Below are 13,508 nucleotides of genomic sequence, written 5' to 3'. Positions count from 1 at the left end.
AGCCATCCGGGCTGGATGGCCATTTCGATACAGCACGCCCACTACTATAGCAAATCATTGCCAAATGATTAAATGGCGCGATTCAATAGCATGGATTTGATGTGTCCAATAGCCTTGGTCGGATTCAATCCTTTCGGGCACACGTTTACACAGTTCATGATGCCGTGACAACGGAACACACTGAATGCATCATCAAGGTCATCTAGGCGCTGCTCGGTTGCTGTATCACGACTATCAATCAAGAAACGATAGGCGTGTAAGAGACCCGCAGGACCGACGAACTTGTCTGGATTCCACCAAAACGATGGACACGACGTTGAACAACACGCACACAAAATACACTCGTACAATCCGTCGAGCTTCGCGCGCTCTTCAGGTGATTGCAGACGCTCACGCGCTGGTGGTGTCTTGTCGTCGTTAATGAGATACGGCTTAATTTTCTCGTACTGTTTGTAGAACTGGCTCATATCTACAATCAAGTCACGGATAACCGGTAAGCCGGGTAATGGCCGAATCACAACTTTTTTACTGCCACCATTCAGGGCTGACAGTGGAGTGATACACGCCAAACCATTTTTGCCGTTCATATTCAAACCGTCAGAACCACACACGCCCTCACGGCATGAGCGACGGAATGCTAAAGTCGGATCTTGCTCTTTTAACTTCAGCAAGACATCCAGCACCATCATGTCACGCCCTTCTTCCACTTCCAGCGTGTAATCTTTCATGTACGGTGCGTTATCAACATCCGGGTTGTAACGATAAACTGAAATTTTCAACGTCTTCATCGTTTTCACCTAATCTTAGTAAGTCCGCGCTTTCGGCGGGAATGCTTCACGCAACTTCGGCTGCATATTCACTTCACGAGTCGTCATAGACTCATCGCCTGGACGGTAAACGGTATGCACTAACCACTTGTCGTCATCCCGGTCTGGGAAGTCAGCACGACTGTGCGCGCCGCGGCTCTCAGTACGGAAGTTAGCAGCTACTGCAGTTGAATAAGCGGTTTCCATCAAGTTATCGAGCTCTAAACACTCGATACGTTGCGTGTTGAATTCTTTACTGGTGTCATCCAAGCGCGCATTCTGCAGACGCTCACGAATGGCCTTCAGCTCTTTCAGACCTTCTGCCATCGCATCACCTTCACGGAATACCGAGAAGTTCAATTGCATACATTTCTGCAGGTCTTTCTTGATTTGCGCTGGATCTTCACCATCTTGGTTATTTTCCCAACGATTCAGACGCGCTAACGCTGCTTCAACATCATCGTTAGTGGCTTCACGCGCTTCGGTATTTGCAGCGAGTGATTCACCCAAATGTAGACCCGTAGCGCGGCCGAAGACGACCAAATCGAGTAACGAGTTACCACCCAGTCGGTTGGCACCATGTACAGACACACAAGCAATCTCACCACACGCAAACAAGCCTTGAATTGGCGTTGCTTTTCCGTTGGCATCAACTTGTAATGCTTGACCGTTCACATTTGTTGGAATGCCACCCATCATGTAGTGACAGGTTGGGATAACTGGAATTGGCTCTTCCGCTGGGTCGACGTGTGCAAACGTTTTCGCAAGGTCACACACACCTGGTAAGCGACTTTCCAAAACATCACGACCCAAATGATCGAGCTTCAATTTAATGTGAGTACCCCATGGGCCTTCACAACCACGGCCTTCACGGATTTCGGTCATCATTGCGCGAGCAACAACGTCACGTCCCGCTAAGTCTTTGGCGTTTGGTGCGTAACGCTCCATGAAACGCTCGCCATCTTTGTTCAAGAGGTAACCACCCTCGCCACGGCAACCTTCAGTCACCAGCGAGCCGGCTCCGGCAATACCTGTGGGGTGGAATTGCCACATTTCCATATCTTGAACAGGTACACCTGCACGCAAAGCCATGCCAACGCCGTCACCCGTGTTAATGTGAGCGTTCGTAGTTGAGGCGTAAATACGTCCGGCACCACCAGTCGCCAAGATCACCGCTTTCGCTTTGATGAAGAAGACTTCACCCGTCTCGATATTCAGAGCCGTAGTACCAACGATAGCGCCGTCTTGGTTCTTCACCAGATCAAGTGCAAACCACTCCGAAAAGACGGTCGTTTTGTTCTTCACATTTTGTTGATACAACAAGTGCAGCAGCGCGTGTCCAGTGCGGTCAGCTGCGGCCGCGGTGCGCGCAGCCTGCTCGCCGCCGAATGCTTTCGACTGGCCACCAAATGGCCGTTGATACACTTTGCCGTTTTCGAAGCGTGAGAAAGGTAAACCCAAGTTCTCCATTTCCAAAATCGCTTCGGGGCCGGTCTTACACATATACTCAATTGCGTCTTGGTCGCCGATGTAATCGGACCCTTTGACGGTATCGAACATGTGCCATTCCCAGTTATCTTCGTGGGCATTACCTAAAGCGACAGTAATACCACCTTGAGCAGACACAGTGTGCGAACGTGTCGGGAATACTTTCGACATCAGAGCGCAGGTCATGCCCGCTTGAGAAATTTGTAATGCGGCGCGCATACCCGCACCGCCAGCGCCGATGACTACAGCGTCAAATTCGAGTGTTTGATAACTCACTTACACACCCTCCACTGGCCACACGACCAACAAACCGGCAAGCCAGTATGCCATCAGTGCAACACAGACAACGAATTGAATGAACGCCCGTAGACCAGAGTGTTTAACGTAGTCAGTCAGTACCTGCCAGATACCAATCCAACCATGAATCAACACTGAGGTCAGTGCGAGCATCGTGAATATCTTCATTCCTAAGCTGGCGAACAAATTAGTCCAAGCAGCATAGGTTAATGGCTCCGCTGTAACAAAGAAGCTCATCAGAAAAATAGCGTATAAGGCCATGATAATGGCAGACGCCCGAATGAGGATGTAATCGTGGGTACCGCTACGGCCAAATGTTGAGGCTACCTTTACCATAACCAGACTCCTGCTAATGCTGAGAGGACCACTGTCAGAACAAACACAAGCTTAGCGCTCAGGCCGCCTGATTTGATTTCTTCCCAATAGCCAAGGTCCATGACCATGTGACGGACACCCGCCAGCAAGTGGTAGCTGAATGCGGTGAGAATGCCCCACGCGATGAATTTGGCAAACCAGCCGGTAAACAAACTTTGCACCATGGCAAAGTCATTGGCGGACTGCAACGATACGGCGAGCGCCCACACCAACAGACCGATCGCGACCAACATGATCACGCCAGAAATGCGATGTAAAATGGAACTAATGGCTGCTGCCGGGAAACTAATTGTCGTAAGGTCTAAATTTACAGGTCTTTGTTTTTTCACGATTGTTGTGCCTTTCAGAAAAGCATTTTTAACATGCTCGGAACTTCAAACATCCTCTCGTTGGAGGACCCTGTGAGATCGCCGCCAAAGTATATAAGCCATGGCCTTGAATTACAATTCTCCAACGCCTTCAATTACGAAAAAAGCAAAGAAAAAGATTACCTAACGTCGACCCAGTGCCGAGGGTAGCCCAGAGCTGGACTTGAGCTGAGCTTGGCGATCTAATTTCACGCGATTTAGTTGACAGTGTGTTTAGATTATTATCCATGAGACCTGCGATCAGTTTGAATCCTACCTTAGTCTCATTTCTTTCTGGAACAAATCAGCGTATAACCAGCCAACGCCCTGTAATCCAAGCGTCACAATTTGGCGTAATAATGCCCTGTTCAGCGCTGTGATTATTCTCTCGCAAGCAACCTCTCGGTTTTGGTTCAAACAGTCGTTTGAATTGACAAACGGGGTTAAGATCGAGTAAAACTAGCGTCCTTTTTTAGTGATGAAGCAGACTCAAACAAGGAGATTTCCTTATGGCTGATCGTAAAGCCACCCTGCAGATTGACGGCCAATCCATTGAATTACCAGTGCTTACTGGTACAGCCGGCTATGATGTAATTGACGTGCGTACTTTAGGTAAACATGGGTACTTCACTTTCGACCCAGGCTTTTTAGCAACAGGCTCGTGTGAATCAAAAATCACCTATATCGATGGTGAGCAAGGCATTCTTCTGCATCGCGGATACCCTATTGATCAGCTTGCTACACAAGCAGATTATCTCGAAGTATGTTACATGCTGCTCCACGGTGAAGCTCCAACTGAAGATGAATACGCTAAGTTTAAGCAAACCATAACCAAACATACGATGGTCCATCAAGGATTACACAACTTCTTTAATGGCTTCCGTCGAGACGCTCATCCGATGGCCATGTTATGTGCTGTAACGGGCGCACTCTCATCGTTCTATCACGATGACTTGGACATTCATGACTCAAAGCAACGTTTGCGCAGTGCTTATCGTCTGATCGCGAAAATGCCTACCATTGCTGCAATGGCGTATAAGTTTAGTATCGGTCAACCGTTCGTCTATCCTCGCAACGACCTGTCCTACTCTGAGAACTTTCTGAACATGATGTTCTCGGTTCCGGCAGAGGATTACAAGATCAGTCCAACTATCGCGAAAGCAATGGATCGGATCTTCACGCTGCATGCGGATCATGAGCAAAATGCATCCACTTCAACCGTGCGTTTAGCCGGTTCATCAGGTGCGAATCCTTATGCTTGTATCGCAGCCGGTGTCGCATCATTATGGGGACCTGCTCACGGTGGTGCCAACGAAGCTTGCTTGCGTATGCTGAAGGAAATTGGCTCGGTCGATAACATTCCGCGTTATGTTGAGAAAGCGAAAGACAAAAACGACCCATTCCGCTTAATGGGCTTTGGTCACCGTGTTTACAAAAACTTCGACCCACGTGCGACCGTCATGCGCGAGAGTGCTCATGAAGTGCTGAAAGAGCTCAACATTCAGGATCCTTTGCTAGATGTAGCTATGGAACTCGAGCGGGTTGCACTCGAAGATCCATACTTCGTCGAGAAGAAGCTTTATCCCAATGTTGATTTCTACTCAGGCATTATTTTGAAAGCTATCGGTATCCCAACCAATATGTTCACGGTCATTTTTGCGCTGTCACGAACGGTCGGTTGGATTTCCCATTGGCATGAAATGATGAGTGAGTCGAACCAGAAGATTGGACGTCCACGTCAATTGTACACTGGCGCTGAACAACGTGAGTTCAAACCACTCAAACGTTAAGCCTCAATTCAAACAGTTGGTCAAATTCACTAACTGTTACCAAAAAGCACCTCTCGAGGTGCTTTTTTTTATTCATTTCCACACTAAACTACGCACCATCAACTCACCACTTATTCACCTGAACCAATCGCAATCCCACTGCTGATAAGCACTAGCGACTGAATACTAAGATGAACATGTAAAGTTGGCACAGTACATGCATAACACTGATGACTTTAACCATTTAACTGATTTTTGTTTGACGGGACTAACTAAAATGAATACCAATACTCGTTTCCCCATTCGTACTAGCCTCATGGCCACTCTGCTTGCTGTGAGCTTCGGATTAAGCGGTTGTGGCAATGCCGGTGCGCAAAATCCTGAGCCTGAAACCGAAGTTGCAGCGCGAATCCCCGTTGCCACGCAACAGGTTAAATTGAGCGCCATCACCTCCAGTTTCCGCACGACCGCCACTCTCGAGGCTCGTGAGGAAACCGATGTCGTGAGTAAGGCAAATGGACTGGTTGAAGAATTATTGGTTGAAGAAGGCGACTATGTTCAAAAAGGTCAGGTACTCGCGCGCATTCGCGATGAGGAATACCAAATACAAGCTGCACAAGCTCGCGCCGAACTGAATAGTATTCAGCAAGAACTCAGCCGTATGAAAGAAATGGCCGAACAGAACATGATCAGCCAAGACTCTTACGAAAAATTGCGCTTCTCAGCCGATTTGATGCAAGCTCGTTACGATATGGCAGCATTGAACCTAGCCGAAACTGATATTCGCGCACCAATCAGTGGCTATATTGCCAAACGCTATGTAAAAACCGGTAATTTAGTCAAACAGTACGAACCGCAAAAGTTATTCCACATTATCGCGCTCGATTCGTTACAGGGTAATGTCTACTTACCTGAGCGTGAGCTCCGTCATGTCAAAGTTGGGCAAACGGCTCAATTGCGTGTCAGTGCGCTACCAAACGAAGTTATCCCAGCAACGGTAGAACGTATCAGCCCGATGATCGACACGCAATCCGGTACCTTCAAAGTGGTGCTAAATGTCGCCAACCCAGAATTAAGTTTAAAAGCGGGTATGTTCGCGAACGTCAACTTGAACTATGCAACACGCGAGCAAACCGTCACGGTACCCCGTTATGCTCTACAAAGTTTGGATAATCAACACACTATCTTTACTGTTGATGCTGATGGCGTAGCCCATAAAATCGATGTGAAAATTGGCTTTGAAGACGAAACTCACATTGAAATTGTGGAAGGCCTAAACGCGGGTGACGAAATTGTTGTGAATGGGCAATCGAATCTGAAAGATGCAGCTCTGGTCGAGGTCATTCGTCGTGAGCAACAATCATGAGTATTGTCACCTTAGCGGTCAAACGCCCAGTGACCATCACCATGGTCACCTTCGCGGTACTCCTGTTCGGTATGGTTTCACTGGGCCGTATTCCAGTGACGCTACTTCCCGACTTAGCCTATCCAACTCTGACAGTACGCACCGATTATCCTGGCGGCGCGCCCAGTGAAGTTGAACAATTAGTCAGTAAACCGCTGGAAGAGAACCTAGGCACCGTCAAAGGGATCCGTCGCATCGAGACGATTTCACGTGCCGGACAAAGCGATGTCGTGCTTGAATTTGCTTGGGGCACTGACATGGACATGGCCAGCCTTGATGTCCGCGAAAAGATTGATCTGGTGGAACTGCCATTAGACCTCGAGAAGCCGGTGTTGCTGCGTTTTAACCCAGCCGAAGAACCTGTTTATCGATTAGCTCTGGGTCTTGCCGAAGGCACCGATGGGGCGTCTATTAGCACTTTAAAGCGCCTGCGTACCTTTGCTGAAGAAGATCTCAAACGACAGCTCGAAGCGGTTGAGGGGGTTGCGTCGGTGCGCTTAGGTGGTGGTCTGGAAGATGAAATCCAGGTTCTGGTGAACGAACAGCGCACGAGTCAATTGCAAATCCCGATGACGTTGATCATGGAACGTCTGCGTAGTGAAAATATCAATCTATCAGGCGGCCGCCTCGAATCAGAACGCGCCGAATATTTAGTCCGCACACTGAATCAATTCGAAAACTTGGATGATATTCGCAATATCTATATTGCCACGCGTGACGGTCAATCGATTCTGTTACGCGATATAGCTGATGTGAACAACAGCTACAAAGAGCGCGATTCTATTTCACGAGTGGGTGGTTTAGAAGCCGTTGAAGTGTCTCTGTACAAAGAAGGAGATGCGAATACAGTCGCAGTTTCCAAAGCGATTCAGTCAAACTTGACTCAATTACAAAATGCCAAACTCATTCCGGCCGAATACACCGTAAAACCGATTTATGATCAAGCTGTCTTTATCTCTGCCGCAATTGCCGAAGTTCGCGATGCTGCGATACTAGGTGGCCTGTTAGCAATGGTGATTATCTATCTGTTTTTGCAGCGTGTGTGGCCGACTGTCATCATTTCAATTGCAATTCCAGTGTCCATTATTGCCACCTTCAACTTGATGCATGGCTACCAAGTTTCACTCAATATGATGTCGTTAGGCGGCATTGCATTGGCCGTGGGTATGCTGGTCGATAATGCCATTGTGGTACTCGAAAATATTGCACGTCGCGCAGAAACCGATAGCCCAGAGCAAGCCGCCGAAATCGGTACCAAAGAAGTAGCTGGGGCAATCACCGCGTCAACATTAACCACCATGGCCGTGTTTTTCCCGCTCGTCTTTGTTGAGGGCATTGCCGGGCAACTCTTCCGTGATCAAGCGCTGACGGTCACATTCTCGCTCGCGGCATCGCTATTAGTTGCTCTGACGTTAATCCCGATGCTGTCGACTAAAGGCTCGAAAAAACAGCGTGAACCGGCTGCGGAACTCAGTGCGTCGAACGAGTCAAATCAGCCGCTAACGCGCTGGCAAAAAGTCGGGCATGGGCTCATGTGGCCATTGCGGATTCTGTTCCATTATATTCCACTGGCTATCACCATGCTGGTGACACTGATTTGGCGTCTGTTGAGTCGTAGTTTCTTATTCATCACTACACCATTATTGGTCGGCTTCAACTGGATGTATCAACGCTTGTCAGGCGGCTACGAGAGACTTTTAAATACCGCACTGAAGCAGGCGAAGTTGACTCTCGCGTCTATCATTATCGTGGCGTTGGCATGTTACGCCCTCTTGCCGCAACTCCCGGTAGCACTGCTACCCGATATGGCGCAAGGTGAATTCTACGTAGAAGTAGAACTGCAACCGGGCGCCACTATCACTGAAACTGATGCGGTCTTGGCCGGTCTAGGCTCGGTAGTCGCAAACGATGAGCGAGCTACGGCAGCGGTTGCGCGGTATTACAGTGTGGCTGGAACCGGCAGTCTACTGAATGCAGCACCGGGTCAAAGTGGTAACCAGTGGGGTCGATTCAATGTAGTGATGCATAGCGGCCTAGCCGACTCTGAAGAAATATACGTGCGTGAAGCGTTGCGGCAGTATGCTGCGCAACAACCTGGTGTCATGGTGAAATTTGGACGCCCAGAACTGTTCAACTTCAGTAGCCCAATCACCATTGAGATCACTGGCTACGATCTTGCGCTACTTCAACAATCCGCGGAATTATTAGCAACAGAGCTCGGTGCTATAGACCGCTTTACCGATATCCGTGTCAACATGACTGATGGTCAACCAGAACTGGCGGTCTTCTTTGACCACGCTCGTTTGGCTCAGTATGGACTCACCAGCGCCGATGTTGCTGAACTTCTAGCGACCAAAATCGGTGGTCGTGTTGCCACTCAATTTAGTCTGGCCGATCGCAAAATCGATATCCTCGTTCGCAGTCAAGAGGTGGACCGTGATTCGATTCGTGATTTGGAGCAGCTGATCATCAACCCGGGTGCTGAACGTGAAATCCCACTTACCGCGGTAGCCACTGTCACGCCGATTGTGGGGCCAAGCGAAATCACCCGGGTTGACCAACAACGCACCGCACTGGTGGAAGCCAACTTCACTTATGGCGACCTCGGTGCCGCCGTCGCAGAAGCTCAGCAAGTGCTAAGCGATACGACACTGCCACTGACCATTACGGCGCATGTTGCCGGTCAAAATGAAGAAATGCAGGCGTCATTCCAGTCATTGCAGTTTGCACTCATATTGGCTGTGTTCCTGGTCTATTTAGTCATGGCATCGCAATTCGAGTCCCTTTTGCATCCGCTGTTTATCCTATTTACGGTGCCGCTGGCGGGTGCTGGTTCTGTGTTGGGGCTTTGGTTACTCGGTACCGAGCTGAGCATTATCGTGTTCATCGGCTTGATCATGTTGGCTGGTATCGTGGTCAACAACGCCATTGTTTTGGTTGATAGAATCAATCAATTACGAGCTGAAGGTTTGGCTCGTTTTGACGCAGTCTTCACTGCCGCTCAAAACCGACTGCGCCCGATTCTCATGACCATGCTGACGACAGTGCTAGGTCTGTTGCCGTTGGCATTGGGACTCGGTGAAGGTGCAGAGATTCGTGCGCCTATGGCCATTAGTGTCATCGCGGGCTTGGTCTTCTCGACCTTGCTGACCTTGCTCTTCATTCCATGTTTGTATTTGCTGGTTGATCGCAAGCAGGTGAAAACTGAGGAGAAGCCAGCATGAACGCCGCTGAAATAGGTTCTGCTTTGGCTCGTTGGGCGCTCCGGCGCCCTGTCACCACCTGCATGATCTTCGTATCTCTAGTCCTGTTAGGTGCGATCAGTTCGCGATTATTGCCACTGGAAAAGTTTCCTGGAATCGAAATACCAGAAATTGTCGTCATTGCACCCTACCCTAACTCTACCCCTGCTGAGGTCGAGCGCTTAGTGACGCGGCCACTGGAAGAGGCACTTGCAACACTCAGTAACGTGGAGCGGTTGCGCAGTTCTTCAAGTTCAGAAGGTGGTCAGGTATTTTTACAATTTGCCTGGGGCGTTGATATCAATGCCATCAGTATTGAGGCGCGAGAAAAGGTCGATGCCGTCAAACACCTACTCCCCGATGATATGGAGCGACTGCAGGTACTCCAGTTTAATACTGAAGATATGCCAGTATTTCAGCTGCGCATTTCCAGTCAGCGCGACCTGTCCAATGCCTATGATTTGCTCGATCGCAGTCTGCGTCGTCCCATCGAACGCGTGGATGGCGTGTCACGAGTCACGCTCTATGGGGTGCAACCGCAACAGATAGTCATCCGCTTAGATCAAGCTCGCTTACTAAGCCACAACTTATCAGTTCAGGAAATCACGCGTCTGTTACAACGCGCTAATTTCTCGCTCACTGCGGGTTACATTGAAAATGCTAATGAGCGTATTTTGGTTAATCCAGTGGGCGAATTTCAGAGCGAGTACGACATTGAACAATTCCCGATTAAGCCCGGCTTAAAACTCGGGGATATCGCTGAAGTCGGACGCGAAATGCCGCGACGCCAAGACGGCCGGCACTTAGATCAACGCTATGCTATAGGCATGGAAGTCTTCAAAGATTCGAGTGCGAACCTAGTCGACGTCTCGCAACGTGTCATGGCCGTGATCGAAGAAATTCGTGACGACCCGCAATTCGATGGTATCAACTTGTATGTCATGGACGATACGGCAGATGGTGTCACCACCTCGTTAAGTGACCTCGTCAACGCCGGCTTGGTGGGCGCTGCTCTCTCATTTATCGTGTTGTTTATCTTCTTACGGAATTTGGTCACGACGCTGATTGTAGTGTTATCGGTCCCAATTGCGATGTTCGTAGCATTGGGCGGAATGTATTTCTTAGGGTATTCGCTCAACGTTCTGTCGCTTATGGGCTTGATGCTTGCTATAGGGATGTTGGTCGATAACGCGGTTGTTATTACTGAGAGTATTCAATACGAACGCGAGCAAGGCGCCGAGGGCGAAGAGGCGACCATCAAAGGTGTGGGCAGTGTTTCTCTAGCCGTCGTTGCAGGAACGTTAACGACCGCTATCGTATTTTTACCGAATATTTTTGGAAAGAAAATTGACGTCACGATCTTCCTCGAGCACACCGCGATTGCGATCTGTCTCTCGTTGCTAGCGTCATTGTTGATTGCCCAAACACTGATTCCACTGCTGACTAGTCGACTCGCCAAGCATTTGGGTAGCAAAGCGAAATCAGCGGTAACACCGACAACACCGTCCAGATATGAACGTTCGCTGAATTGGACGTGGCGGCATCCGCGATGGACAGGCTTCTTTGCGGTTCTCTTATTGCTCAGTATCGCTTTTCCATTTGCGGGTGTCAGTGGTGATTCCGCACCGCAAGGGTTTAACGATCGGATTTTTATCAATTATCGGCTCCATACTCAATACAGTCTGGCTGAAGTTGAGAATGAAGTATCGATCATGGAAGACTATTTGTATCGCAATCAGGAAGCATTTGATATCGATGCAGTTTACAGCTATTACACCCCCAACTATGCAATCTCAACGGTGCTTTTAAAGCCTGAGCGCGAAGGCAAATTGGCGGACTTAATGGAACGGATCCGCTCAGATTTCCCCAAAATGTTGCGCAGTCAGCCACAATTTGGTTTCGGCGGTGGCGGCGGCGATCAAGTGCGCATTACGTTGTCGGGTAACTCTACTGACGTGCTGCAGCAATTGGCGACTGATATCGTTCCGCGTATTGCTGGTATTGAGGGTTTTACCGATGTTCAAACCGAGATGGATGCAGGTCAATTCGAACTCTTAATTCGAATTGACCGCGAACATGTGCATCGCCTTGGCTTAAGCTCCGAAGACGCCGCACGCTCTGTTGCGACGGCACTGCGTGGCCAGCGGTTGCGGTCTTTCCGCGGCGACCCCAATGGTGAAGTTCCGCTGCGCGTTGCATTCGACAAGGAATTGGAAACCTCACTAACAGCACTTGAGAATTTGCCGATTGCTCAAATCGATGGGCGTGTCTTACCGCTCGCGGCTGTTGCCACTATTGAAAAGCAACCACGCTTAGGTGAAATTCGCCGAATTGATCGGCGAACCTCATTGAATATTGAGGCGAACTTAGTGGATATCACCACCAGTGAAGCACGTACTCAAGTAACTCAGGTACTGAATCAACTGGCATTGCCGCAAGGTTACGCCTGGTCATTGGATGGCAGCTTCCAGCGGCAACAAGAAGCCGAGAACGTGATGTTGGTGAACACACTTTTGGCCGTAGCGATGATTTACATCGTCATGGCGGCTTTATTTGAGTCGATCTTGCTACCAACAGCAGTGATTACGTCGCTATTATTCTCGATTGTCGGCGTATTTTGGGCATTGTACATTACCGGCCAGTCCATTGATGTGATGGCAATGATTGGCATTCTGATATTGATGGGGATAGTCGTAAACAACGGTATTGTCCTGGTCGATAGGATCAATCAGCTATTGGCTCAAGGACACAGTTTAGAAAGAGCGGTGATTGATGGCAGTGTGAGTCGCTTACGGCCGATATTAATGACCGTAGCGACCACCGTTCTTGGCTTGGTTCCGTTGGCGTTCGGCACTACGCAAATTGGTGGTGACGGACCACCCTACGCACCTATGGCCATTTCAATTATTGGCGGTTTAGTGTTCTCCACCGTCACCAGCCTCTACTTGGTGCCTTACGCGTATGTTCGATTGCTCAGCATTCGCGCACGCTGCCGTCGCTTAAGGCTGAAAGCTGGTCAAAAAGTTAGTCGAGTAATTGCTGGTTAGCACGCACGAGGTCGGCGGGTGTATCAATACCCGCCGGCGGAGTTGCGATGGCCTCAGCGACATGAATGCGTTCTCCGTACCAAAGCACCCGCAACTGTTCGAGTGACTCAATTTGTTCCAGTGGGCTTGGATCCCACTCAACGTAGCGCCAAACGAAACCGGCTCGATACGCATAAATACCGATGTGCCGGCGATAATCGGCAAGCGCAGCAAGTTTGTTCTGACTTAATCCATCGCGCTCATAAGGAATAGGTGCGCGGCTAAAATACAAGGCATAGCCATTTACATCCGTCACCACTTTCACAGCGTGTGGACTCAGCACTTCTTCGAGTGAGTGAATCGGTACTGCCAACGTGGCCATTTGTGCTTGCTTTTGATTGGCAAGGTTATCGGCGACTTGGCGGATAATTTCCGGAGGAATAAACGGCTCATCTCCTTGCACGTTCACCACGATGTGATCATCGGCAATGGCCAAATAATCGATAACTTCGGCAATCCGCTCGGTTCCTGATTGATGATGAGTCGAAGTCAACATCGCGCGGCCACCAAATGCTTCCACAGCGCTAACAATCCGCTGATCATCGGTTGCCACAATAACCTCAGCGGCACCTGCAGCTGCAGCACGTTCGTAAACGCGCTGAATCATGGGCTTGTCCCCTATCATGGCAAGAGGTTTGCCAGGCAAGCGACTCGAGGCGTAACGTGCTGGGATGATGACCGTAAAACTCATAT

The 13,508-nt window shown here is 49.4% G+C and carries 9 protein-coding genes; 4 read left to right on the top strand and 5 right to left on the bottom strand.

Translation table 11 applies throughout. From position 1 onward, the window contains the following. Positions 1-68: 68 nt before the first annotated feature. The 4 genes from CWE22_RS01205 to sdhC are packed head-to-tail and all read right to left on the bottom strand — an operon-like array spanning position 69 to position 3,295. Positions 69-788 carry a succinate dehydrogenase iron-sulfur subunit gene (locus CWE22_RS01205; protein WP_169929582.1) on the bottom strand — a complete coding sequence of 240 codons (720 nt, stop codon included), beginning with the start codon at positions 786-788 and terminating at the stop codon, positions 69-71. A 15-nt stretch (positions 789-803) separates the two neighbouring features. Further along, complete coding sequence (gene sdhA / locus CWE22_RS01200) at positions 804-2,570, bottom strand: succinate dehydrogenase flavoprotein subunit (RefSeq protein ID WP_169929581.1); 1,767 nt, start codon at positions 2,568-2,570, stop codon at positions 804-806. After that, the gene (gene sdhD / locus CWE22_RS01195; RefSeq protein WP_169929580.1) at positions 2,571-2,927 is read right to left on the bottom strand and encodes a succinate dehydrogenase, hydrophobic membrane anchor protein; all 357 of its coding nucleotides are present in this window, start codon (positions 2,925-2,927) and stop codon (positions 2,571-2,573) included. Beyond that, on the bottom strand, positions 2,921-3,295 hold the full coding sequence (gene sdhC / locus CWE22_RS01190; protein ID WP_169929579.1) for a succinate dehydrogenase, cytochrome b556 subunit: 375 nt from the start codon (positions 3,293-3,295) through the stop codon (positions 2,921-2,923). The genes sdhD and sdhC overlap by 7 nt, the downstream gene beginning before the upstream one ends. A 527-nt stretch (positions 3,296-3,822) precedes the next feature. Between sdhC and CWE22_RS01185 the strand changes: the two genes are divergently transcribed. The 4 genes from CWE22_RS01185 to CWE22_RS01170 all read left to right on the top strand — a co-directional run bounded on the left by CWE22_RS01185 (position 3,823) and on the right by CWE22_RS01170 (position 12,776). Continuing rightward, positions 3,823-5,103 carry a citrate synthase gene (locus CWE22_RS01185; protein ID WP_169929578.1) on the top strand — a complete coding sequence of 427 codons (1,281 nt, stop codon included), beginning with the start codon at positions 3,823-3,825 and terminating at the stop codon, positions 5,101-5,103. A 256-nt stretch (positions 5,104-5,359) separates the two neighbouring features. After that, positions 5,360-6,448, top strand: a complete 1,089-nt coding sequence (locus tag CWE22_RS01180) for an efflux RND transporter periplasmic adaptor subunit (protein ID WP_169929577.1) — start codon at positions 5,360-5,362, stop codon at positions 6,446-6,448. Continuing rightward, positions 6,445-9,711, top strand: a complete 3,267-nt coding sequence (locus CWE22_RS01175) for an efflux RND transporter permease subunit (RefSeq protein ID WP_169929576.1) — start codon at positions 6,445-6,447, stop codon at positions 9,709-9,711. The genes CWE22_RS01180 and CWE22_RS01175 overlap by 4 nt, the downstream gene beginning before the upstream one ends. Then, positions 9,708-12,776 (top strand): efflux RND transporter permease subunit, encoded by a 3,069-nt coding sequence (locus CWE22_RS01170; RefSeq protein WP_169929575.1) that lies wholly within the window; start codon positions 9,708-9,710, stop codon positions 12,774-12,776. The genes CWE22_RS01175 and CWE22_RS01170 overlap by 4 nt, the downstream gene beginning before the upstream one ends. Here the strand turns inward: CWE22_RS01170 and kdsB are convergent. Continuing rightward, positions 12,754-13,506, bottom strand: a complete 753-nt coding sequence (gene kdsB, locus CWE22_RS01165; protein WP_169929574.1) for a 3-deoxy-manno-octulosonate cytidylyltransferase — start codon at positions 13,504-13,506, stop codon at positions 12,754-12,756. The genes CWE22_RS01170 and kdsB overlap by 23 nt on opposite strands. Between the last annotated feature and the right edge of the window lie 2 nt (positions 13,507-13,508).

The sequence above is a fragment of the Pseudidiomarina aestuarii genome, from assembly GCF_003987355.1.
GTDB classification, from domain to species: domain Bacteria; phylum Pseudomonadota; class Gammaproteobacteria; order Enterobacterales; family Alteromonadaceae; genus Pseudidiomarina; species Pseudidiomarina aestuarii.
The sequence above is the reverse complement of the archived record's forward strand: the minus strand, read 5'-3'. Positions and strand labels throughout refer to the sequence as shown.

What these genes read in the sequence shown, in the direction of transcription:
- CWE22_RS01205 (WP_169929582.1), bottom strand. Translation starts at nt 788, where the DNA reads ATGAAGACGTTGAAAATTTCAGTTTATCGTTACAACCCGGATGTTGAT.
- sdhD (WP_169929580.1), bottom strand. Translation starts at nt 2,927, where the DNA reads ATGGTAAAGGTAGCCTCAACATTTGGCCGTAGCGGTACCCACGATTAC.
- CWE22_RS01185 (WP_169929578.1), top strand. Translation starts at nt 3,823, where the DNA reads ATGGCTGATCGTAAAGCCACCCTGCAGATTGACGGCCAATCCATTGAA.
- CWE22_RS01180 (WP_169929577.1), top strand. Translation starts at nt 5,360, where the DNA reads ATGAATACCAATACTCGTTTCCCCATTCGTACTAGCCTCATGGCCACT.
- CWE22_RS01175 (WP_169929576.1), top strand. Translation starts at nt 6,445, where the DNA reads ATGAGTATTGTCACCTTAGCGGTCAAACGCCCAGTGACCATCACCATG.
- CWE22_RS01170 (WP_169929575.1), top strand. Translation starts at nt 9,708, where the DNA reads ATGAACGCCGCTGAAATAGGTTCTGCTTTGGCTCGTTGGGCGCTCCGG.
- kdsB (WP_169929574.1), bottom strand. Translation starts at nt 13,506, where the DNA reads ATGAGTTTTACGGTCATCATCCCAGCACGTTACGCCTCGAGTCGCTTG.